A 21,175-nucleotide genomic window follows, 5' to 3' on the forward strand; every position below is an offset into this window, starting at 1 on the left:
GTTTCATCTGGTCAGTCCCATTTTGCGGCGCAATGCCTTGTCAAATCGCCGGATGAACCAGGCGGTTGGCAGTGATATAGCAAGAAAAATAAGGCCGACGAGAGTGTAGGGTTCCAGGTAGCGGAAGTTATCGGCGCCAATAGAGTTGGCAGTGTGCATCAGTTCAGCCACCCCGATTACGGACAGCATCGGCGTATCTTTGAGGATGCCAACCAGGTAGTTGCCCATGCCTGCAAGTGCCGGAGGAAGGGCTTGCGGGATGATAATGCGGCGGTAGGTCTGGGAGGTTGACAGGTTGATGGCCCGGGCCGCTTCCCACTGGCCCTTGGGTACGTTTTCAATACCACCCCGATAAACTTCAGAAAGGTACGCAGCATAGTGCAGACCAATGGCGATAAGGCCCGCTGTCCAGGGTGACAGACGCAGGCCAAACTGGGGGCCAACGTAGTAAATGAAGAAGATCTGCAGCAACAGTGGCGTTGAACGCACGAATTCCACCAGTTCGCGCACCACGAAGGTCAGTGTGCGCGAAGGCGTGCGTTGCGCAAGAGCAAACACCAGCCCGAGTATCACGGCTATAACATAGCCGCCACCGGCGGCCAGCATTGTATTACCTGCAGCGACGATCAGGCGGGGCAGAATTTCCCAGGTGAAATCCAGTTTCCAGTCGAGCATGATTCAGGTTCGTCCGATTTTGCGAGCCATGACCCTTTCGAGCCAGCGCATGATGGGTGTCAGCATAAACCGCGCAAAAATATAATAGATAATAAGTGCGGTACCGAACGCCTGAGCTGAAAGGTATGTGTTGTTGTTGATCTGGCGGGTTTCAAACATCAGGTCGGCGACTGAAATCAGGGAGACCAGGGCTGTGCCTTTCAGAATCTCGATCATCAGGTTGCCCCAGGGCGGCAATATAGTGACCAGTGCCTGCGGCAGGATAATCCGTCGCATGCGCTGGGCTGGTGACATATTCAGTGCCTGCGCGGCTTCCCACTGGCCTCTGGGTACAGACTGGATTGCGCCGCGGACCAGCTCGGCACCGTAGGCGCCATAGCAAAGCCCCACCGTAAGAAAGCCTGCGGTGAACTTTTCCAGAGTGAAACCAAAGAGTGGCAGAACAAAGTAAAACCAGTAAAGCTGAACCAGCAGCGACGTGCCGCGAAAAAGCTCTATATAAACGGTAGCGGCAGCGCGTACGGTTTTTGAATGTGCCATTTTCATCAGACCCGAGATGAGTGCTGCGAAAATCGCCACGAGAACTGCCAGTCCGAACTGTCCCAGTGTTATCAGCGTACCGTCGATGAAACGGTCACTGTAGGTTACAAGGAAATCGCGATAGGGCATCGTTATGTGTGGCCTCTGGCCCTCTGCAATAGATCTCCCTATTGTTACATAAATTCGGCAGTAAACGTTACTGCTCTAATGATTCGGCGTCTAAGCTTTTGTGACACTGAAAAAAGCAGGCCCGGAGCTGGTCAGCACTTTGGGTTCAGCCAAAATAATCCTGCATCCATGCAAACAAAGTGTCTGTATTTACATCAGAAATCGCCATCTGTTTAAAATCGTTTCCGGCTTCATCTTCAATGGTTACAAACTGATAGAGCAGAAGCCCCGGCTGCTCGTCGTGGAGAATGAGTGTGATGCGCCTGCGGGTACGTAAACAGTCAAGGGTCATTACGTCAGCAGGAATGCCGGCATCACGCATCCCCCTACGTACTTCTACTATCGGGTTGATGTGCTGGTGGGCCGCCTGGATGCGGGCGTGAGCGTCGCTGGCCATGTCGGACAGGACTTTGAGGGGATCTTCGGACATTCGATTCTGACCAGTCTGAGGGTGAATTGTTGGAGGATGCCTGCCATGGTAGCCCAACCCTGGCCGCTGAAGCGACTTGCAAGGCCTGGCCTGGCTGCTACATGTTACACTGCGTGCCAATAGACTTTTCCCAGCCCGGCAGGATCACAATGAAGAAGACCTTCAAGTTAGACCATCCAAAAATCAAAGTGCCTCGCGTCGTAGATTCGGTCAAGCACGAGATCAGAAAATTCCTCAAAAAAGAACGCAAGAAACCCCTGCCGTCCGGTGCTAAATATTGGGGTTTCGATTGCAAATTCGGGCAGTCTGAAGAAACGGCTGTTGAGGTGGAACTGTCATCGGTAATGGAAAAAATCGATGACCTTGTTGCAAACAACATCATGACCATTTACGTGGAGATTACTGCGAAAGCTGTGACAACTGGTGGAACCTCGCCTGGACAGGAGCACTAGTTATCAACAATAACGATATCTTGCGCCGGGTGCGTTATATCTTCGATTATAGCGATCAGCTTATGGTTTCTATATTCAAACTGGGCGGGCATGAGGGTAGTAAGCCCGAACTGGCTGCCTGGCTGGCGCGTGAAGGAGAGCCCGGGTTTGTATTGTGCCCGGATGAAAAGCTTATCCGCTTTCTGAATGGGCTGATCATAAAGAACCGGGGGGCTAAAAGCCCGGAAATACCGGTGCCGGAAGCGGTACTGACCAACAATGTTGTGCTGCGGAAGCTGAAAATCGCGTTGAACCTGCAGGCGGACGACTTGCTTGAGATCCTTGAACTGAATGGCTTTACTTTAAGCAAGCATGAATTAAGCGCTTTATTCCGACGCCCTGGCCATCAAAACTATCGGGAATGCCTGGACCAATTGCTGCGCAATATCCTTGATGGAATGGAAAAACGCTACAGGAAGCGCTTATAGAGGGGAGCGGAGACTGAGAGCTTTCCGGCAACAACAAGGGTACTCAAGTACCATTGTCCGATGCAGCCGGCTGACTAAAATTGGAAAGACACTCATCCAGAGGGTCGCGCTATGTCCAGATTCTTGCGCATCCAATCAGTAACAGAGGCCTGCCTATGAAGCTCGCAACAGTATCCCACCCATTCGGACTGGACCAGCTCAAAGTAACCGAGGGCAAGGAGCCCGGCGAACCGGGCCCGGACGAGATCCTGGTGCGGATTCACGCCAATTCACTGAACTATCACGACTACGCTGTGGTTGTCGGAGCACTGCCAACCGCAAATAACCGCATCCCCATGGCGGATGGGGCGGGTGTGGTTGAGGCGGTCGGCGAAGGCGTGAGCGAGTTTGCAGTAGGTGATCATGTCGTCTCAACCTTCTTTCCTCATTGGCTTGACGGGCCAGCACCGATTGATAATTTCAGTACCACGCCCGGCGATGGGGTCGATGGCTATGCCCGGGAACGGGTAGTCGGCCCGGCCCGGGGTTTTACCCATGCCCCCAAAGGCTACAGCCATGCAGAAGCGGCGACGCTTACGACTGCCGGGCTTACCGCGTGGCGGGCACTGGTGGTAAACGGTAATCTGAAAGCCGGTGATACGGTTCTTACCCTGGGCACTGGTGGCGTCTCCATTTTTGCCGTGCAGTTTGCAAAGATGATGGGGGCCCGGGTGATTGCTACTTCATCGTCCGATACAAAGCTTGAGCGCCTGAAGGCGTTGGGGGCCAATGAAACCATCAACTACAAAACCACGCCGGCCTGGGGCCAGCGGGTGCTGGAACTGACCGGCGGCCAGGGAGCGGATCACGTTATTGAAGTGGGTGGCCCCGGTACCTTGCCGGAATCCATTGACGCCGTCCGTATTGGTGGCCATATCTCGCTGATTGGTATTCTTACCGGTGTCGCGGGCGATGTTCCCACCCTTAAACTGCTGGCCAAACAGGCCCGCCTGGAAGGTCTGATCGTTGGCAGCAGGGCTCAGCAGCAGGAAATGATTCGCGCCATTGAGGCCAACGATATGCATCCGGTAATTGACAGTTCATTCTCTTTGGACGAAATTGCAGATGCTTTCCGCTATGAAGAATCTGGCGCGCACTTCGGCAAGATTTGTCTGGAGTTTTAGAGGATACGGCCTTTCTCACAGCTTTTCAGATTTCCGGGGCGATAAAATCCGGAACTATGCCCGATGTTGCAATGCAGGCATTCACATCCATGCCTTTGAGCGCTCCGTGCGCTGTCACCAGCATTGTGCTGATGCCGGCGCAGCGTCCGCCGAGAATGTCCGTGTGCAGGGTATCTCCCACCATAAGCAATCTGGAAGCCGGTATGTGAGCCAATTTGCTTCTGGCTGCCTCAAAGGCATTGCTGAAGGGTTTGCCGAAAAACACCGGGGCCAGGCCTGTGGAATCTATGAGGTGGTGAGCATAGTGTCCTGGTTCCAGAGACAGACCGTTCTCACGGGGAGCCACGAGGTCGGGGTTTGCTACCCAGACCTCGCGGGAACGGCGGCGTAAGCTGTCGATCAGGCCATGCTGTAGTTCTTCGGTCCATCCTTCGGAACTCAGCATTAATATGGCATCGGCGCTATCGAGTTTCTCGCGGCTGGCTTGCACAATCTGCCTTGTGATGACAAAGCTACGACAGGGCAGTTGGTCGGCGTGCGCCGATGCAGGGGCCATAACGGCCCATGTTCGCTCCGGTTCGGTTGCAAGAGCGTCGGTCACCAGCATGCGACTGGAAATTAACTGATCCTGTGTGACTGGAAAGCCGAGGTCACGGTATTTCTGCACCAACTGCTGTTGTGGCGCGGTAGCGGCATTGGACAACACCAGGCAGTGCTTGCCCATCGCCTGCAAGTCACGGAAGCGGGCAACTGCCGTAGGTAGGGCCATTTCGCCAGCATTGAGCACACCGAAGGCATCGAAGATAAAACCATCAAAGCGATTTGCAATTGCCTCCAGCGAAGGCACCAGTTCGGGTGTAATGGAGGTAGAAACAGGTACCGGAAGCCGGGGACGAATACGCTGATAGGCATCAAATGCCCAAGGTGTTGAAGGTGATTTCATATGTGGCTTTGGATATGTCATCAGAGCACGGCCTGCCGAACTTTGGCTGACACCCACTCTGAAGCGATCACTGTGGCCAGAATAACAAGGAATATCACGGTTACCTGATTCCATGCCAGCGTGCTCAGGGATGACTGAAGCTGCAGGCCCAGACCTCCTGCGCCTACCAGCCCGAGAATAGTCGACTCGCGGATGTTAATGTCCCAGCGAAAGACCGAAATGCCGCAAAAAGCCGGCAGGATCTGGGGGACAATCCCGTAGTCAATTATCTGTATACCTGAGGCCCCTGTTGCCCGTACGGCTTCCACCTGATTCTCGTCAATCTCCTCAATGGCCTCGTACAACAGCTTGGCGACGAAGCCCACAGAGCGGAGACCAATAGCAATAATCCCGGCCAGAAGCCCCGGGCCTATAATGGCTACCAGCAGCAGCGCCCAGATAAGCGAATTGATTGAGCGTGAGGTCACGATGATCAGCAAGGCCAGGGGGCGCACGAAGTGACGGCTTGGCGTTGTATTACCTGCGGCCAGGAAGGCTACGGGTATCGCGATGATCACACCAATCAGCGTTCCAAGGGTTGCTATGTTCAGTGTGTCCCAAAGCGGCTGCCAAAGATCATTGAGGTAGCCCCAGCGTGGGGGAAGCATACGGCCGCCGATGTCTGATGCCTGTCCTGGTGCGTCCGCTACGAAGGCCCAGATGGTGTTTTCGGTCATAAGGTTCCAGCAGAACACTGTCAGCGCTATCAGCCAGAACCAGCCAATCCAACGCATCAGGTACTGTTTGGAGCTGCGGAATCTCCAGGTCTGTGTATCTGCTCCGGGCATCATTGTACCCACCGTCGGATGTAGGATGAGGAGTATTCCACCACTAGTACAATAGCGATGATGATGATCAGAATGGCTCCAGCCGAATCGTACTCGTAGCGGTCAATGGCTGTATTCAGAGTGGCCCCCACACCGCCTGCACCTACAATGCCGATGACAGAAGATTCCCGGAAATTGATGTCCAGCCGGTACAGGGAAAGCCCGATCAGCCGCGGCATCACCTGGGGCTGGATCGCATAATTGACTACCTGCCACCAACCAGCGCCGGTGGCACGAATGGCTTCGATCTGGGCGCTGTCGCAATCTTCGATTTCTTCTGCCAGCAACTTGGAAAGGAATCCGATGGAAGCGAATGTCAGCGTAAGGAACCCGGCAAACGGCCCGAACCCGAACATGGCAACCAGCAGGATCGCGATAATGATTTCCTGAAATGAGCGCGATACTGTAATGATGCTCCGGCAAAGCATATAGACAGGCGCCGGAGCCAGGTTGCGAGCCGCACCAATGCCGATCGGCACGGAGATGAGTACGCCTGCCACAGTGGAGGTAAGCGTCATGGTCAGGCTCTCAATCAGCCCGGCCTGTATGTCCCGCCAGCGAGAGTTGAAATCCGGAGACAGAAACCCTTGAATGAATCGCCAGCCGCGCTCAAGACCTTCATAAACCCGAAACCAGTCGACCTCCACTGAACTGATCGCCAGAAACAGATAGATGGCGGTGCCAGACAGAATGGTCCAGCGCCAGGCCGGGTTTTTCAGCAGTACCGGGGGGCGCTTCCAGGTTCGGGAAGACGTGACTTCTCCGCTCATGATCGTTCCAGCGCTTGGGTGTTGCTGAACAGAACTTCGTCGTTTTGTGACTCATTGTTCTGTTGCACCTGGTCCCAATCTTCGGCGCCGTAGATGCGGGTCAGTGCGTCGTGGGACAAAGCTGAGGGCGGGCCGTCAAATACCACCTGGCCGGCCTGTAACCCGATGATCCGGTCAGCAAAGTTCTGGGCGAGTACCACATCGTGGATGTTGATGATGGCCGGCAGGTTCATTTCCCTGCAAACGCTCTGGATCAGCCGCATGATCTGGCGGGAGGTTTTCGGATCCAGCGAAGCGGTGGGCTCGTCTGCCAGCAACAGTTCCGGATTCTGCTCCAGGGCCCTGGCAATACCCACACGCTGGCGCTGTCCGCCGGAGAGTTCATCTGCACGCTTGTTGTAGTGCTCGCTAAGCCCCACCCGGTCCAGCAAGCCGAAGGCCTGATCAATGTCAGTCTGCGGATACCGGCGCAGAAAAGACCTCCAGCCGGAGACATAGCCCAGCCGGCCCGACAATACGTTCTCCATTACTGTAAGGCGTTCAACCAGGGCATATTCCTGGAAAATCATACCGATACGCCGGCGGGCTTGACGTAAAGCCCGGCCGTTAAGAGTGGTCAGTTCTGTTTCACCGAGACAGACGCTGCCGGAACTGGGTTCAACCAGGCGGTTGATGCACCGGATCAGGCTGGATTTGCCTGCACCAGAGGGACCAATCAGGCCTACAACCTGACCTGCAGGCACTGAAAAGCTGATATCACTCAGTGCCCGGTCTCCGGTTTTATAGGTTTTTGACAAGGCTTTGAGTTCAAGCACAGTTTGCTGCCATGGCTGATAAAAAAAAGACAGCGGGGCGGCCACATCTTGCGACATGGCCAGCCCGCTGACGAAGGGGTGCGTTCTGAGCCTTTAGCGGCAGTTGTAAACCACGCCGTTGGCATCATCGATCTTGCGAATGACTTCCCAGTGTTCCTTGAACGTTATCGGGATGAACTGAGCTTCACCAGACTTGGAGAACTCCTCTTCCAGGGACGTGCCGTCCCAGTCGAAGGAGAAAAACGCCTGCTGGATCTTTTCCTGCAGTTCTGGTGTCAGATTGTGTGCGACGCCGTATCCGGTAGTGGGGAAGGTCTGGGACTTGTACAGAGATACAATCTGGTCTTCACTGATGACGTCCCGGTTAAGCATCCGGGACATGACAGAGTTGGCGACCGCGGCGGCGTCATAGTCTTTGTTGGCAACGCCGAGAATGGAGTTGTCGTGTTTTCCGGAAAATACCGGAGTAAAATCCCTGTTGGGCACGAGGTCGTAATCCGCTTTCAGGATGGCCGAGGGTGCTTTGAAGCCTGAATTCGAGGTTTCAGAAGTAAAGGCCAGTTCGCGGCCTTGCAGCCCCTCTACATTGGTAATGCCGGAGTCGGGATGGGTAATAATTTCCATCTCGTAGCCGAAAGAGCCATCAGCAGACGCCATAATAGTGAACGGACGGAAGCCGCCACATGCCACGGCTATCGGGTTCGAACCGGTATTGAAACCAGCGATGTGAAGGCGGCCGGCACGCATGGCTTCGATTTGCGCAGCGTTGGACTGAACCGGGAAGAACTGGATTTTTTTGCCGGTTTCCGCAGACAGGTAGTCGAGGAAATCGGACCAGGCTTCAGCGTAGACTGAAGGGTCTTCCACCGGTGTGTAAGCAAAAATCAGGGTGGAAGGGTCGACTTGCTCCGACCTGGCAGGAATGTCTGCAATCAGATCGCCGTCCTGATCCGTATATCGGGAGTCCAGTTTGAATGCGCCCTGCGCGAGCACCGGCGTCATCAGGGCTGCGCATGTCAGTGTTATCAACTTATTCATGTGTTTGTCCTTGGGCCATGAAATCTTCATTAGCCAGATATTAATCAGAGATTGTTATGGTTACGTGACACCGACAAGGGATTGAACCCAAAAGTCTGTGCCACGCAATCTCGTTTAACCTGGAGGGATCGGCTGAACAGATGAATACGACTGAGTGAGACTTCTAAAGCCCCATACAATTGGCATAGTGAGTGGTGGTCGCAGGCCAGTCTGAAAAAATGCCTATTACACCCACTTCCCGAGCTAACACATCAATCACTGTATAAATGTCGCCGTCGTTGTTAATGGCATCGTTGATACTTTGGTAATACCAGCCACCACCTTCATTTAATGGCCCGCTGCGTTCCAATGACCAGCCAATCAAATCAAGGCCTGCTGTCTTGGCGTTGAGTGCATATTCAGACGGAACAATCTTCTGATGGGCGTCCAGATCCAGCATTTTCCAAAGTGCTGGTGCCAGAATGGAAACCCCTTGCTGGGTGAGGCTCTCCATATACGCCATAGATATGTTTTCCGGGTCGTTACTTTTTTCATCCAGAAATACAGCCTGGCGGCCAAACTCAGGCATTTGATTTACCCAGAATACGACATCATCCAACAGGAATGACTGTGGCCATACATCCTCGGGGCTTACTCCTGCAGCGATGTATTCATTGATCATCTGCCGGGCATATTCCTCTTGCGTGTAGTCACCCTCAAAAGGCATTTCGACCACCGGTGTTTTCAGTTCGGGGGTGAACTTAAGGCCTAACTCTTTAATCAGTTCGATGCTTTCGCGATGGCTTAACAGGGTGCCTTCAGTGGCATACAGATTCGTGCGCCAATCGGCGGTGCCGCCAAGATATTCCTGAGGGGTAGTGGCATCTTCATTAAACGCATCCATTTTTCCCCGGAGCGTCTTGAACTCAGCTAGCGTAATGTCACTGGTGCGGCATTCAGCTTCGGCCTTTGTGCCTGCGTTCGGATCTGCGGGCACGAAAGGCTTGGTGCATTTGGCGTTCAGCTCCGGCACGGCCACTATGTTTGTGGTGGTGTGCAGGTCATTCTGAGCGTGGCGGCAGACTAGTTCCCGATCTTTGGTAAAGGCAACATCGCACTCAATAATTCCGGCCCCCATTTTGGCGGCTGCTACATACGATTCGCGGGTATGTTCAGGAAACTGTAATGGCGCGCCCCGGTGGGCAATGGAAAAAGTGGTCGAGGACGGGGGCATGGACTCACAGGCCTGCAGCGCACTCTTCAGTTCACCTTCATCCATATCGTCAACCAGAAAATAAGGTCTGGGTCCAAGCTGAACCAGCGATTGGTTGTTATCGGGAGTACTCGCTTCGGGCACGCTGGCACTGTTATCGCTATCGTTGCAGCCGGATAACATAGTCAGGGTGCCGATGATCAGAGGCAATACAAACGCTATTTTCATAATAGGGCCCTTCTGTTGGATCTCTTGGTTTTGGTTCAGCATCTTTTTAGTCGGCGGGAATGAGGTGGTTTATAAATCTGGAACTGTACAGGCGCTAATATTGCCTGCGCTTAATTAACGTCTGATGACAGTTCACCACCTGGCTCTTTTTTTTGGGCGCAATGTCAGATGCCAAAAATCTCAAGAGAGGTTGCCAGAATTCTGAAGGGAGCTTCGGATTGATCGGGTCAGTCAGGCTTGAATGCTTGATAGCACAGCCTTCAAATATCCAGAACCTTTAAAGGAACGGCAGGGAGAGTGCGGTGGCCACAACGAATCATAGCTCGTAGCTCATGGCCCCCTTTGGCTCCTGAATGAAGTACCCCTGGAAGTTTCGAATACCGTGTTCCCAGAACCAGGATAGTGCTTTGGCGTCCTCTACGCCGGTAACCACAATTTTCTGGCTGGAACTGAGAGCAGCCTTGAGTTGAAGCAATAGGTCCTCCAGCTCCGCAGTATGCTGGGCGCTGGCGCCGAGTGTTGGCTCCAGTTTCACGAAGTCCACGGGGCCCAGTTCTTTCAGAAGCTCCACAGAGGTTGATGCTGAGTCAATGTGCTCCAGAATCAGCCCGCAGCCCATTTTCTGAATCAGGCCTGCGATTTTTCTGGCTCTGGGCACGTCTTTTAATACGGTCGGGCACGAGAGGGCCAGGTAGATGCGGCGCTCGCCCTTGATGCGAGCGTTGCGAATCGCCGTGCTGAGTGTGGTGAGCAGGCGCTCCACATCAGCCATGGGAGAGGATAGTTTTATGCTTATAGAGTGGCTGGCAGACGCCTTGCCTTCCAGATGTGCAAGGTCTTCAATGGCATGTTGGATTACCCAGCGGTCCAGCTCATAAAATGGGCCTCGATCGCTTTGAGCCAGCTCCGGCAGGAACTGCCAGGGCAGGTATACTGCTTTATCCTCGTCCATCAGTCGCACTTGTGCTTCGAAAACCGTGTGGTCGGTTTCCATGTTCACTATGGGCTGGTAATGAAGCTTGAAGGCCTGTGCCGTAACCAGTTCTCTGATACGGTCGTCGAATTTTGATTCGGTTGAACGTACGGTAGCCTGTTGCCATACCAGCTTGTTGCTACCCGACTGCATGGCCTCGCTGCAGGCTTTATCCACCTCCATCAGCGCCTTGTCTTCGTCCATAGTCTGGTTCAGGGTTAGCGCGCCGAGGCTCAGGGTAACCGGGTCAGTGGAATCTTCGAAGGTCCATGCGGGGTTGTTCAGCCTGTGATGGAAGCGCTCAAGGGCACCCTTGCCATCATCAGCGGCAGAAACTGTTACCCGAAACAGGAATTTCCCGCCCCCAAGAGCACAACCCGAATCCTCAACAGCAAGCAGTTCGGCAAAACGTTTTTCCATTCGTGCATTCAGGTTGGCCATGGCCCTGACCCCATATTGCGCCCGCAGGTACTCACGCCGGTCTATGCTTGCCTGAATGAGGTAATGGGTCAGGCCTTCCTGATCGCTCTCGATTCTGGCCAGAAGATCCACGAGCTCTGTCAGGAAGTAGTCCTGGTTCTGCAGACTAAGGGGTTCTTTACGCTGGCTTACCAGGTTGATTCTTGCCGAAATAAGTCTGGCGTTCATCAGATGACGGTGCAGTGAACTCAGGAAAAGTTCATTGTTCAGCGGTTTCTGGAAATAGTCGTTGCCTGCGATACTCTGCTGCTCGAACAGCTCTTTGCTTCCAGGAGAGGCTGACACAAAAAGAATAGGGATGGTCATGTACCGGGCATCCTGCCGAAGCACTTTGGCCAGCTCCATTCCCTGGCAGCCGGGCATGTCGTGGTCCAGCACGATAGCATCTGGCTGGAATTTTTCGATGCGTTCCAGAATGCGTACTGGCTGGCTCAGCCCTTCAACTTCATAGCCTTCTTCGCTTAACATCGACTGGTAATAGGCGAGAAGGTCGGTATCGTCGTCTACCCATAGCACCCTTGGCGGTGTTGAAGCGGTGTTCTCCAGCAACTGTTGAATGCGTTTTTCGAGTACACCCATGTCGATAGGTTTGGTCAGGTAGATGTCGGAGCCGGCTCTTAGCGCTCGCAGCCGGGCCACCATGTCGCTCCTGGAGGACATCATGATCACCGGAGTGTTCTCGCCCGCCCGGGATTTCATTCGCTCCAGCCACCCGACGCCTTCCAGCGGGCCTTGGGGAAAGCTGATGTCCAGTAAAATCAGATGACAGGAATGGCCGTCGGTCCGCTGGGTGTAGGTGTCCGGGTTTTCAAATACTTCAGCGGAATAACCTTGTTGTTCCAGCCAGTTCTTCAGGTGTGCGGCCTGATCCGGATCATCTTCAACCACTGCGATCCGGTAGGCATTGCGCTTCTCCATGACAGATTCCGACACAGTGACTGGCGTATCCTGGCCAGGGATGGTCTGACATGCCGCCTCGATGGCGCGTTCCAGAGCACTGAGGGCTTTATCAACTTCCTGTCGCTCTGTGGCAGAGGCATCAGGTTTTGCCAGTAACGCCTGTAGCTGCTCTTCCAGCGTTCTCGCTGTATCGGTGATGTCAGGAAACTGGAAGGTAGCGCCACTGCCGTTCAGCTTATGAGCGCTTTGGTACATGAACTCCAGGGCTTTGGTGTTCCAGCTGACGTGTACGAGCCGGCTCCAGGAATCTCTGAGTTCTCCCATCCGGTCAGGCAGACCGCTAATGTACCTGCTTCTGAGTTCCTGGAACTTCTGTCCTGAGCTGGTCCCTGACATTCCGCACCTCCTTTACAGTGAGTGGCTCCCGGGGCAAGTTGGGCAGTTATCAGGCGGCCGCATTTTCCCGACAGGAGATTATGAAGCCTATCTTAAATTTCCCCTTTCAGGAAAGTGTCGCAACGCCAGCGAGGTCGCTGGAGAAGCTCAAGTTATTCTTCATGATGTCGATATCATATTGCTGACGAGCCGATCCCAGTATTTGCCCGGGTCGGGATATTGGCTTATATGTCGTTTTCTTATACGCTTCTTTGCTACTAATAATAATGGAGAATTTCCGTGAAGCTTAATCTTTCCTGGCGCCAGAAGTTTCTGTTGCTCATCATCGGGTCATTCACCGGGCTGACCATTGTTGCCGGGGCAATTTTCTGGGGGCTGGAAACAGTTTCATCCTCCTACCAGTCCATTTATGAAGTGTCCCGCTATGAAAACAGCGCCAGTCAGCTTGCCACCAAATGGAACTCTGTAGAAAACGATCTGAATTATCTCTCTGAGGATAACCAGAACGAATTTCTGGCGAAGCTGGATGAGCTCGCATCGGATGCTGAAGCGTTGCGACGTCAGGCCGGGCTGCTGGAAGACCCCGAGAGTATCCGCTTCGCCGAATCCATTCATGCGGATACTGAACGCTATGTGGCAATGCGTCGGGAATGGCTCGAGAAGATGAATGCACTTGGCCTGTCCGACGCCGCGGGGGTTCGCCAGGAACTCGCTAAAGCTATGGTGCAACTCCGGGAGCTGTCATTGAGCCTGGTGGATGATGCTATCCGTGAAATCGGCAGCACCAATAATGCTTACATTACTGCTCGCGACCCTGCCTTGGCAGAGCGCGCAAGCCAGGCCGTTTCGGTGCTGGAGGACATTGTTGTAGAGTTTGACTGGCAGGACAATGTGGTTGGCGAAAGTGTGAGGCAATACCGTGATGTATTCGGTCAGGCTGATGCGATTCTGAAGCAGATCGCAGCCGCTTCAGACGGTGCCACGCAAGCCGGCGACAGCTTGCAGCAGGCTGTTATTGCGCAGAGTGAATCACTGCAGTCCGGCCTTATTGCCCGCACTATACAGAGTGCCGAAAGCGCCGAAGCCTCGGCCAAGATGGTCAGTGTCGGTTCCATTATGCTGTTTGCTCCTTTGCTGGCTCTGGTTTTGTTCCTCACCTCCCGGGCTCTGGTCAGCCAGTTAAACAGGGTGGGTGAGTTGTTGTCGCGGGTGTCGGAGGGTGACCTCAGCAAGAAGTTGTTACTCGGCGACAACCCTAACGATGAATTCAACATTCTGGGCAGAGCCACCAACCAGATGATCGATAACATCGGCACGCTGATGCGGGAGTCCATTGCTGGCACCCGGGATTTGATCGAGGTTCATGGCGAGCTCGAAAAAACCATGGTCCGACTGGCGCAGAACAGTGAAACTGTTGAATCCCAAACCATTCTGGCAGCCACCGCCAGTCAACAAATATCCGTCACCTTGAATGATGTTGCCGAGCGCACTTCGCAGGTGGGTGTTTCTACACAGTCCGCCAACGAGTCGGCACAGTCCGGAGCCCGCGTGGTTGAAGACAGCGTGACCTCCATACGCCAGCTGTCAGGCCTGATTCAGGATACCCACGGCCATGTCAAACTGCTTAACCAGGCCAGCTCCAAGGTTTCTGGCATTATTGGCGTAATCAACAGCCTGGCTGATCAGACTAACCTGCTGGCGCTGAATGCTGCGATTGAAGCAGCCCGGGCCGGAGAAGCCGGACGCGGATTTTCTGTAGTGGCCGACGAAGTGCGCACCCTGGCGCAAAAAACCGTTGCCGCCACCACCAACATTGTCGCCATTATCGATGAACTCAACCTGCAGACCGCCAGCATGGACACCCTGGTGAATAACGGGCTTGAGATTGCCAAAGAAGGTGAGCACCATGCGTCGCAGATTGCGGACGCTATGGGTGGGGTGACCCGTTCCATCAATACCCTTAACTCGGAAATGGATCAGGTTGTTGTTGCCGTTGAGGAGATTTCCGTCACCACAGAAGACATCGCGAAAAAAATGGAGGAGATTCGTGGGCAAAGTGCCGAAACACAAGCTATTGGAACAGAGCTTGGCAGACAGAATCAGCGCTTGTCTGAGCAGGCCAGCGTGATTGCAGAAAGCACACGGCGCTTCAACATCTAGTTTTCACTGACATATTGCTGTTGAGCGGTTCTATGAAGTTTTGTAATTCTGCCGGCGGAGGGCTTTCTCCTTACGCAGCCTACCAAAAGGCATTGGCCTCAGGTTTTAAGGACGATCATGCTCAACGTCAGTCGGCTCTGTGTTTGCAGCGCTGCTATGAGCAGTTGCTGGCGGGGGAGCCGGATATTCAGGGTGTGTATCTCTGGGGGCCGGTGGGGCGGGGCAAAACCTGGCTGATGGACAGCTTTCACCGGGCTTTAACCGTGCCTGCACGAAGGCAGCACTTTCACCATTTTATGCGTTGGGTGCACCGGCGTCTGTTCCAGTTAACCGGGCAGGAAGAACCGCTTTGTCTGCTTGCACAGGAGCTGGCGGACGAGGCCCGGGTGTTGTGCCTGGATGAGCTGTTTGTCAGTGATATTGGCGATGCGGTGTTACTGGGGGGACTGTTCCAGCAACTTTTTGCCCAGGGTCTGGTGCTGGTGGCTACATCCAATCAGGCCCCCGATGACCTGTATAAGGATGGCTTTAATCGCGAGCGCCTGTTGCCGGCAATTGCTGCCCTCAATCAACACATGCGGGTATTGAGTGTTGATGGTGGCCAGGATCACCGGTTGCACCCCGGGGAGCGCCTGCAACGTTATTGGGTTAAGGAACCGCGCGCCCTGGAAGCAGCCTTGAACGAATTGCTCATCGATGGAGAGGTGGCCCATAGTGAGTCCTTTCTGCTGGGGCATCGTGAAATCAAGGTAGTAAGACGCAGTCAGCATGCGCTCTGGTGCCGTTATGACGACCTCTGCGAAGAAAAACTGGCGGCGCAGGATTTTATTGAGTTGTGTGATCGTTTTTCCCATGTTTTTCTAAGCGAGGTGCCCCAGCTCACGGGTGGTGGTCAGCAAACCGCGATCGCTCGTGGTACCGAAGATGGTGTAACCCAGGTGGCAGCTGGCGATCGCCAGTTGCCTGCCTTGACCCATATGGATGACGGAGTGCTCCGGTTCATTGCTCTGGTAGATGAGTGCTATGACCGTGGTATTCCTCTTTACCTTGATGCGGCGGTGCCCCTGGACGAGTTGTACAGAAAGGGTGCATTGGCTTTTCCGTTTCGCCGCACCCTGAGCCGATTGAAGGAAATGCAGCTGCAGCGCTTTGGTCAGTGAGTTGTGTGAGTTGCAACTTGTCAAAAATCTGTAACACACTACATTTAAGGTCATGAATTCCCCGAGATTGCTTCTCGTCGCATACAAGGACAGGCCAGACTATGAGATCGCTCAGTAAATTCAGATACCTGACAATGGTCACTGCTGTAACCGCAGCGTTTTCTGTTTCTGCTCAGGCAGAAACACTCCGGCTGCTTACCTGGGGCGGTTATGCGCCGCAGGATGTGGTTGAACAGTTCGAGAAAGAAACCGGTATTGAGGTCAAGGTAACCCTTTCAAACAACGAAGACATGATTTCAAAACTGCGCGCTACCCGTGGCGCCGGTTTCGATCTGGCTCAGCCAAGCCAGGACCGGATCGTAAGTGCTCAGGCCGATTTCAATATCTATAAGCCGATGGATATGAGCAAGATCAGGACAGCACAGATTATTCCGTCCATGCTGGCTGCGACCGAGAAGAACACTCAGTTTGAAGGCGATGTCTATGGCGTTCCTCACGTGTGGGGAACCAGCGGGCTGATTGTTAACCGTAAGGCTGCAGCCACGGTGAAGGATTATACCGACCTGTGTGATGATTCCCTGAGCGGCTCTGTGTCATATCGTCTCAAGCGGCCAACGCTGATTGGTTTTGCTTTTGCCCTTGGGGAAGACCCCTTTGCAGCCTATAGCGACACAGAGAAATACCAGAGTATTCTGGATAAGGTAGAAGCAAAATTAGTGGGCTGTAAAAGCAATGTTAAAGCCTACTGGTCTGGCGGTGATGCTCTGCTGAACCTGATGCGTTCAGGGGAGGTGTCTGCGGCAATGGCCTGGGACGCAGGTGGCTGGAAGCTTAACTCCGAAAACCCGGATATCACCTTTGTTGCACCAGCGTCCGGTGCTCTGGGCTGGATCGATACCTTTGTCCTGCCTCGTAAAACCAAAGCTGAAGATGCAGCTTACAAGTGGATTAATTTTGTACTGCAGCCGGAAATTGCTGCCCGTATTACTGAATCCGCGGGTAACTTTACGGCCTCAAAGGGTAGCGATGATTTCGTTAATGATACTCTGAAGGCTCAGTTCAAGGAGAGTTTCCCACAAGCCGACCTTGACAATATTAACTGGTACCCTCCTGTTCCAGCCGGTCTGGAAGAAATGGAAGGCAAGGTGCTCGATCGGGTAAAAGCCTCTAAATAAGAATAACCAGGGTTGTACTCTATGTCGGACCAAGCATTCGTTTCGGATGCCAATGCGGAGGTGCAGGACGATCTCGCCTGCACCCTGCTGAGCAAGCATTTTGGTGAGTTTGCCGCTGTCGATAAAGTGTCGTTCAGTATTGCCCGCGGCGCATTTTTTTCCATCCTTGGCCCCTCTGGCTGCGGTAAAACCACGTTGTTGCGAATGCTGGCAGGTTTCCAGAAGCCGGATGCCGGCGATATCCTGATCAAAGGCAATTCAGTACTGCATACGCCTCCGAACAAGCGCCCGGTTAACATGGTATTTCAGCATCTGGCGCTGTTTCCCACTATGACTGTTGCCGGGAACATCGCTTATGGGCTTAAACGCAAAGGTATTCCCAGGCGAGAGCACGAGGCTTTAATCAATGACGTGCTGGATAAGGTTCAACTGCCAGGCTTTGGGGATAAACGCATTGATCAACTCTCCGGTGGGCAGAAGCAGCGGGTAGCAATTGCCCGTTGTCTGGTGCTGAAGCCAGCGGTGTTATTACTGGACGAGCCTCTTGGTGCCCTGGACCTGAAGCTGCGTGAGCAGATGAAAATTGAGCTCAAACGCCTGCAGCGGGAGTTCAACACTACATTTGTGTACATCACTCACGATCAGTCTGAAGCTCTGGTGATGTCAGATCAGGTTGCGGTGATGAATAAAGGCCGGTTTGAACAGGTGGGTACGCCGCAGGAACTCTACTACCAGCCCAAAACGGCCTTTGTGGCGAGCTTTATCGGCGACAGCAACCAGTATGTAGGGCAGGTGGAGGAGCAGGTGGGTGAAACCATCAGTGTTGTGACGGAACAGGGTGTGCGGCTGTTGAGCCGTAGCAGCCAGCCGATGCCAGCAGGTTCGCCCATTACGGTGTTCATCCGCCCGGAAGTGATGCAGATCAGCATGGCGAAGCCGGAGACTGAACAGGATAACTGCCTGCAGGTCACAATTTTGCGCATGTTGTTCGACGGTGCGCGCAGTCAGCTTCAGGTGGAAACGGCCGAAGGCGCTGTTCTCACGGTGGCACTCCCTCAAACGGCGGATTTCCACGCCCTTGAGCCTGGCCGTTCGGTATATGTGAGTTGGCAGGCGAATCAGTGTCTTTGTTTTCCTGTGTCGCCAGAGGCCGTACAATGAGTGCCGAGCCTGGAGGCAGCTTCAACCGGACGCAGTATCGTCTCGGTTTCTGGTTGCTGCTGGCGCCTATTGTCCTCTGGCTTGGTCTGCTGATTATCCTGCCACATATCGATATGGTTCTGGTGTCTCTGCGGGAGCGCGTTGCATCGAGGCAATACGAATTCAGCTTCAGTAACTACACCGCCTTTTTTGCCGAACCCCTGTATTGGAATACCTTTGTCCGCACGGCCGTTATGTCCATTATCGCCACAGTGCTTACGCTGATTATTGCCTTTCCGGTATCGTTTTATATAGCCAAGATGCTGAGCGGCAGGCCTAAGATTGCGCTGTTTATCTTGTGTCTGATTCCTTTCTGGGTGAGCGAACTGGTGCGAACCTACGGCTGGATGATTTTACTGCGGGAAACCGGGCTGGTCAGCGGAGCCTTGCAGTGGCTGGGACTCATCGACCAGCCGGTTGAGCTGCTTTATAACGATGCGGCCATCATGGTGGGGCTTATCTATACCTCCATGTTGTTTATGGTAGTGCCTTTGGTGACCACGCTCGACAGCCTGGATAACAGCCTGATCGAAGCTGGTTACGACCTTGGGGGAAGCAGTTGGCACGTGATGAGGAGCATTGTAATCCCCCATGCCATGCCTGGCATAATGAGCGGTTGCATTGTGGTGTTTATGCTTACGCTAGGGAACTATCTGACGCCGACCTTGCTGGGGGGCAAAGACAGTTTATGGTTTACTGAACAGATCTATACCCAGTTCATTACCCGCTTTAACTGGGAGCAGGGTGCCGCCTTTGGCATTTTGTTGCTGGTGCTATCGTCACTGATTGTCTGGTTAGGTCTGAAAATCACCAAGCAGTCGTTTACACGGGTGATGTCATGATTCCCTCTATATCCAGCAGTCGGTTTTTTCGGGGGGCCTACCTGTGTTATGTGGTACTGTTTTTCATCTTTCTGATCACGCCCCTTGTAGTGGTGGCGGCATTTTCCTTCAATGATTCGCTGTTTCCATCCTTGCCGTGGAATGGTTTTACCCTGGACTGGTACCTCGGCGAGCGTTCGCCCAGGCTCGGTCTGTTCCATGATGACGCCTTGCTCGAAAGTATCGGTATCAGTGTTCAGGTTGCGGTTGTGACAACGCTGGCAAGCCTGGCACTTGCCACCTGCAATGCGTTTCTGTTTGAGAGAGAGCAGTTTCCCGGCAAGAACCTTCTCTATGTGCTCATGCTGATGCCGTTGGTGGTACCGGGTGTGATTCTTGGGGTCTCAATTCTGGTGTTCAGCAGTACTGTGGCTAACTGGTTTGAGGTGCAGTTTGATTATGATATTGAAGCTCTGCGGCCGGGGCTGGTGTTGGTGACACTCGGCCAGTTTGCTTTTATCACCACCATTGCAACTCTGGTGATTTCCGCGCGTTTGAGAAAGTTTGATATTACCCAGGAGGAGGCCGCAATGAACCTTGGCGCCAGTCGGTTGACCGCTGTCGCAACGGTGACTCTGCCATTTCTGAAGCCTGCTCTTTTTGGTGCTGGCATAGTGGCGTTCCTGATGTCGTTTGAAAACTTTAATACGACCCTGATGCTGGTGGGCTCAGACGCACCTCTGACCATAGCCATGTTTGACCGGTTACGGGAAGGCTCTACACCGGTATTGAATGCGGTTTCAGTGTTGCTGATGGCCGGGTCGGCATGCCTGGCTCTGGTCTCTCTCTTTACGCAACGGCTGGAAAAGCAGTGATGTCTTCCCTGAGGCCCGGCGTATGAGCGAGGGCGAGCAGTTTATTAAAACTATCATCGACAGCACGCCGAATATGATGGGTTACTGGGATACGGATTTACGTTGTCGCTATGCTAACAACGCCTTCAGCGACTGGTTCGGGATGCCGCCGGAGAAGATTGTCGGGATCCGGTTTCAGGATCTTGTAAGCCCGCAATTGTTTGCCCTGAATGAGCCTCACCTCCGCGGAGTTCTTGCCGGTGAATCGCAACGATTTGAACGTACTCTGAACAAGGCCGATGGAAGTGTGGGGCACATTATCGGGCACTATATCCCGGATGTTGGTGCCGATGGCAAGGTCAGAGGGTTTTCGATACAGGCCAGTGAAGTAACCGTTCTTAAAGAAACCGAGGCGAAGCTCAAACTGGCCGCGTGTGTTTTTGAGAATACGCTTGATGGTGTTCTGATCTGTGATGTTGACGGGAAGATCCTGTCAGTTAACCCGGGTTTCGTCGCGATAACTGGTTATACGTCTGAGGAAGCCGTTGGGGAAAATCCCCGCATTCTCCGGTCTAACCGCCACGACAAGGCGTTTTATGAAGCCATGTGGAATGAGATAGAAACCCGCGGCCGATGGAAAGGCGAGATATGGAACCGCAGAAAAGATGGAGAGCTTTATCTGCTGCGGATGACTGTCAGCATGGTGCCCGATGATAACGGCGACCCTGTGCGCTATGTTTCAGTATTCAACGACATTACGGCTCTCTGGCGTAAAGATGAACATATCAGGCATCTGGCGTTTCACGATGCCCTGACCAACTTGCCCAATCGTACATTGCTGACGGATCGGATTGATCAGAAACTGTTTAATTCAGCTCGTGAACACAGTCAATTTGCATTGATGTTTCTGGATCTCGACGGATTCAAGCTCGTTAATGACCGGCTTGGTCACCATGTCGGAGACGAGCTTCTGAAAGATGTGGCGAAACGGCTGCTCGTACTGGTGCGCAAGTCCGATACGGTGGCCCGTGTGGGCGGCGATGAATTTATATTCCTCGTTAATAATCCACAGGGGAAAGGTGAAATTGCCGACGTGGCGAACCGTATTGTCAACTCACTCAGTGAACCCACGGAAATTCTTGGTAAAGTGCTTCAGATAGGCGTTTCCATAGGTATTGCCATGTTCCCCTCTGATGGACACACATCTGTTGAACTGATCAGAAATGCAGACGCTGCGATGTACTCCGCCAAAAGCATGGGCAGAAACAATATCAGTTTCTATTCAGCCGGCAGTTCTGCACCCTGACAG

The 21,175-nt window shown here is 53.5% G+C and carries 20 protein-coding genes; 10 read left to right on the forward strand and 10 right to left on the reverse strand.

The annotated features are described in order from the left end of the window. Positions 1 to 3 precede the first annotated feature (3 nt). The 3 genes from ehuD to CPA50_RS02800 all read right to left on the reverse strand — a co-directional run bounded on the left by ehuD (position 4) and on the right by CPA50_RS02800 (position 1,813). Positions 4 to 675 carry an ectoine/hydroxyectoine ABC transporter permease subunit EhuD gene (ehuD, locus tag CPA50_RS02790; RefSeq protein ID WP_096780943.1) on the reverse strand — a complete coding sequence of 224 codons (672 nt, stop codon included), beginning with the start codon at positions 673 to 675 and terminating at the stop codon, positions 4 to 6. Positions 676 to 678: 3 nt separating this feature from the next. Next, positions 679 to 1,344 (reverse strand): ectoine/hydroxyectoine ABC transporter permease subunit EhuC, encoded by a 666-nt coding sequence (ehuC, locus tag CPA50_RS02795; RefSeq protein ID WP_096780944.1) that lies wholly within the window; start codon positions 1,342 to 1,344, stop codon positions 679 to 681. Positions 1,345 to 1,489: 145 nt separating this feature from the next. Continuing rightward, positions 1,490 to 1,813 carry a hypothetical protein gene (locus CPA50_RS02800; protein WP_096780945.1) on the reverse strand — a complete coding sequence of 108 codons (324 nt, stop codon included), beginning with the start codon at positions 1,811 to 1,813 and terminating at the stop codon, positions 1,490 to 1,492. A 149-nt stretch (positions 1,814 to 1,962) separates the two neighbouring features. On the opposite strand from CPA50_RS02800, the gene CPA50_RS02805 reads away from it, so the two are divergent. The 3 genes from CPA50_RS02805 (at position 1,963) to CPA50_RS02815 (ending at position 3,895) form a co-directional block, all read left to right on the forward strand. After that, positions 1,963 to 2,265, forward strand: coding sequence for a DUF6172 family protein (locus CPA50_RS02805; protein ID WP_096780946.1), 303 nt, complete (start codon positions 1,963 to 1,965; stop codon positions 2,263 to 2,265). Between the two features lie 2 nt (positions 2,266 to 2,267). Next, the gene (locus CPA50_RS02810; protein ID WP_096780947.1) at positions 2,268 to 2,732 is read left to right on the forward strand and encodes a DUF1456 family protein; all 465 of its coding nucleotides are present in this window, start codon (positions 2,268 to 2,270) and stop codon (positions 2,730 to 2,732) included. Positions 2,733 to 2,887: 155 nt separating this feature from the next. Then, positions 2,888 to 3,895, forward strand: a complete 1,008-nt coding sequence (locus CPA50_RS02815; protein WP_096780948.1) for a zinc-dependent alcohol dehydrogenase family protein — start codon at positions 2,888 to 2,890, stop codon at positions 3,893 to 3,895. Between the two features lie 25 nt (positions 3,896 to 3,920). On the opposite strand, the gene CPA50_RS02820 is transcribed toward CPA50_RS02815, so the two are convergent. The 7 genes from CPA50_RS02820 to CPA50_RS02850 all read right to left on the reverse strand — a co-directional run bounded on the left by CPA50_RS02820 (position 3,921) and on the right by CPA50_RS02850 (position 12,496). Beyond that, entirely contained in the window at positions 3,921 to 4,838 is a 918-nt protein-coding gene (locus CPA50_RS02820; RefSeq protein ID WP_227519467.1) for an HAD-IIA family hydrolase, read from the reverse strand. A gap of 20 nt (positions 4,839 to 4,858) precedes the next feature. Next, positions 4,859 to 5,668, reverse strand: a complete 810-nt coding sequence (gene phnE, locus CPA50_RS02825; RefSeq protein ID WP_096780950.1) for a phosphonate ABC transporter, permease protein PhnE — start codon at positions 5,666 to 5,668, stop codon at positions 4,859 to 4,861. Beyond that, complete coding sequence (gene phnE, locus CPA50_RS02830) at positions 5,665 to 6,474, reverse strand: phosphonate ABC transporter, permease protein PhnE (RefSeq protein ID WP_096780951.1); 810 nt, start codon at positions 6,472 to 6,474, stop codon at positions 5,665 to 5,667. The genes phnE (CPA50_RS02825) and phnE (CPA50_RS02830) overlap by 4 nt, the downstream gene beginning before the upstream one ends. Then, on the reverse strand, positions 6,471 to 7,289 hold the full coding sequence (gene phnC / locus CPA50_RS02835; protein WP_096782306.1) for a phosphonate ABC transporter ATP-binding protein: 819 nt from the start codon (positions 7,287 to 7,289) through the stop codon (positions 6,471 to 6,473). Before phnC ends, phnE (CPA50_RS02830) begins: the two co-directional genes overlap by 4 nt. A gap of 93 nt (positions 7,290 to 7,382) precedes the next feature. Then, entirely contained in the window at positions 7,383 to 8,327 is a 945-nt protein-coding gene (gene phnD, locus CPA50_RS02840) for a phosphate/phosphite/phosphonate ABC transporter substrate-binding protein (RefSeq protein ID WP_096780952.1), read from the reverse strand. Between the two features lie 163 nt (positions 8,328 to 8,490). Continuing rightward, positions 8,491 to 9,747, reverse strand: coding sequence for a glycerophosphodiester phosphodiesterase family protein (locus tag CPA50_RS02845; protein ID WP_096782307.1), 1,257 nt, complete (start codon positions 9,745 to 9,747; stop codon positions 8,491 to 8,493). A gap of 316 nt (positions 9,748 to 10,063) precedes the next feature. Beyond that, positions 10,064 to 12,496, reverse strand: coding sequence for a response regulator (locus CPA50_RS02850; RefSeq protein ID WP_096780953.1), 2,433 nt, complete (start codon positions 12,494 to 12,496; stop codon positions 10,064 to 10,066). Between the two features lie 279 nt (positions 12,497 to 12,775). Here CPA50_RS02850 and CPA50_RS02855 point away from each other — a divergent pair, with 279 nt between their 5' ends. The 7 genes from CPA50_RS02855 to CPA50_RS02885 all read left to right on the forward strand — a co-directional run bounded on the left by CPA50_RS02855 (position 12,776) and on the right by CPA50_RS02885 (position 21,172). Beyond that, the gene (locus CPA50_RS02855) at positions 12,776 to 14,656 is read left to right on the forward strand and encodes a methyl-accepting chemotaxis protein (RefSeq protein WP_096780954.1); all 1,881 of its coding nucleotides are present in this window, start codon (positions 12,776 to 12,778) and stop codon (positions 14,654 to 14,656) included. Positions 14,657 to 14,688: 32 nt separating this feature from the next. Further along, positions 14,689 to 15,816 carry a cell division protein ZapE gene (zapE, locus tag CPA50_RS02860; RefSeq protein ID WP_096780955.1) on the forward strand — a complete coding sequence of 376 codons (1,128 nt, stop codon included), beginning with the start codon at positions 14,689 to 14,691 and terminating at the stop codon, positions 15,814 to 15,816. Positions 15,817 to 15,917: 101 nt separating this feature from the next. Further along, positions 15,918 to 16,991, forward strand: a complete 1,074-nt coding sequence (locus CPA50_RS02865) for an extracellular solute-binding protein (RefSeq protein WP_096780956.1) — start codon at positions 15,918 to 15,920, stop codon at positions 16,989 to 16,991. A gap of 21 nt (positions 16,992 to 17,012) precedes the next feature. Next, a complete protein-coding gene (locus tag CPA50_RS02870) occupies positions 17,013 to 18,152 on the forward strand; it encodes an ABC transporter ATP-binding protein (RefSeq protein ID WP_096780957.1) in 1,140 nt (379 codons plus the stop codon). Then, the gene (locus CPA50_RS02875) at positions 18,149 to 19,033 is read left to right on the forward strand and encodes an ABC transporter permease (protein WP_096780958.1); all 885 of its coding nucleotides are present in this window, start codon (positions 18,149 to 18,151) and stop codon (positions 19,031 to 19,033) included. The genes CPA50_RS02870 and CPA50_RS02875 overlap by 4 nt, the downstream gene beginning before the upstream one ends. Then, complete coding sequence (locus CPA50_RS02880; protein WP_096780959.1) at positions 19,030 to 19,887, forward strand: ABC transporter permease; 858 nt, start codon at positions 19,030 to 19,032, stop codon at positions 19,885 to 19,887. Before CPA50_RS02875 ends, CPA50_RS02880 begins: the two co-directional genes overlap by 4 nt. Positions 19,888 to 19,909: 22 nt before the next feature. Further along, positions 19,910 to 21,172: a sensor domain-containing diguanylate cyclase gene (locus CPA50_RS02885; protein WP_096780960.1), complete on the forward strand. Its 1,263-nt coding sequence runs from the start codon at positions 19,910 to 19,912 to the stop codon at positions 21,170 to 21,172. Positions 21,173 to 21,175 lie beyond the last annotated feature (3 nt).

Origin of the sequence: Marinobacter sp. ANT_B65, assembly GCF_002407605.1 — a bacterium.
Taxonomy (GTDB): Bacteria; Pseudomonadota; Gammaproteobacteria; order Pseudomonadales; family Oleiphilaceae; genus Marinobacter.

What these genes read in the sequence shown, in the direction of transcription:
- ehuD (WP_096780943.1), bottom strand. Translation starts at nt 675, where the DNA reads ATGCTCGACTGGAAACTGGATTTCACCTGGGAAATTCTGCCCCGCCTG.
- ehuC (WP_096780944.1), bottom strand. Translation starts at nt 1,344, where the DNA reads ATGCCCTATCGCGATTTCCTTGTAACCTACAGTGACCGTTTCATCGAC.
- CPA50_RS02800 (WP_096780945.1), bottom strand. Translation starts at nt 1,813, where the DNA reads ATGTCCGAAGATCCCCTCAAAGTCCTGTCCGACATGGCCAGCGACGCT.
- CPA50_RS02805 (WP_096780946.1), top strand. Translation starts at nt 1,963, where the DNA reads ATGAAGAAGACCTTCAAGTTAGACCATCCAAAAATCAAAGTGCCTCGC.
- CPA50_RS02815 (WP_096780948.1), top strand. Translation starts at nt 2,888, where the DNA reads ATGAAGCTCGCAACAGTATCCCACCCATTCGGACTGGACCAGCTCAAA.
- CPA50_RS02820 (WP_227519467.1), bottom strand. Translation starts at nt 4,838, where the DNA reads ATGAAATCACCTTCAACACCTTGGGCATTTGATGCCTATCAGCGTATT.
- phnE (WP_096780950.1), bottom strand. Translation starts at nt 5,668, where the DNA reads ATGATGCCCGGAGCAGATACACAGACCTGGAGATTCCGCAGCTCCAAA.
- phnE (WP_096780951.1), bottom strand. Translation starts at nt 6,474, where the DNA reads ATGAGCGGAGAAGTCACGTCTTCCCGAACCTGGAAGCGCCCCCCGGTA.
- phnD (WP_096780952.1), bottom strand. Translation starts at nt 8,327, where the DNA reads ATGAATAAGTTGATAACACTGACATGCGCAGCCCTGATGACGCCGGTG.
- CPA50_RS02845 (WP_096782307.1), bottom strand. Translation starts at nt 9,747, where the DNA reads ATGAAAATAGCGTTTGTATTGCCTCTGATCATCGGCACCCTGACTATG.
- CPA50_RS02850 (WP_096780953.1), bottom strand. Translation starts at nt 12,496, where the DNA reads ATGTCAGGGACCAGCTCAGGACAGAAGTTCCAGGAACTCAGAAGCAGG.
- zapE (WP_096780955.1), top strand. Translation starts at nt 14,689, where the DNA reads ATGAAGTTTTGTAATTCTGCCGGCGGAGGGCTTTCTCCTTACGCAGCC.
- CPA50_RS02865 (WP_096780956.1), top strand. Translation starts at nt 15,918, where the DNA reads ATGAGATCGCTCAGTAAATTCAGATACCTGACAATGGTCACTGCTGTA.
- CPA50_RS02870 (WP_096780957.1), top strand. Translation starts at nt 17,013, where the DNA reads ATGTCGGACCAAGCATTCGTTTCGGATGCCAATGCGGAGGTGCAGGAC.
- CPA50_RS02875 (WP_096780958.1), top strand. Translation starts at nt 18,149, where the DNA reads ATGAGTGCCGAGCCTGGAGGCAGCTTCAACCGGACGCAGTATCGTCTC.
- CPA50_RS02880 (WP_096780959.1), top strand. Translation starts at nt 19,030, where the DNA reads ATGATTCCCTCTATATCCAGCAGTCGGTTTTTTCGGGGGGCCTACCTG.
- CPA50_RS02885 (WP_096780960.1), top strand. Translation starts at nt 19,910, where the DNA reads ATGAGCGAGGGCGAGCAGTTTATTAAAACTATCATCGACAGCACGCCG.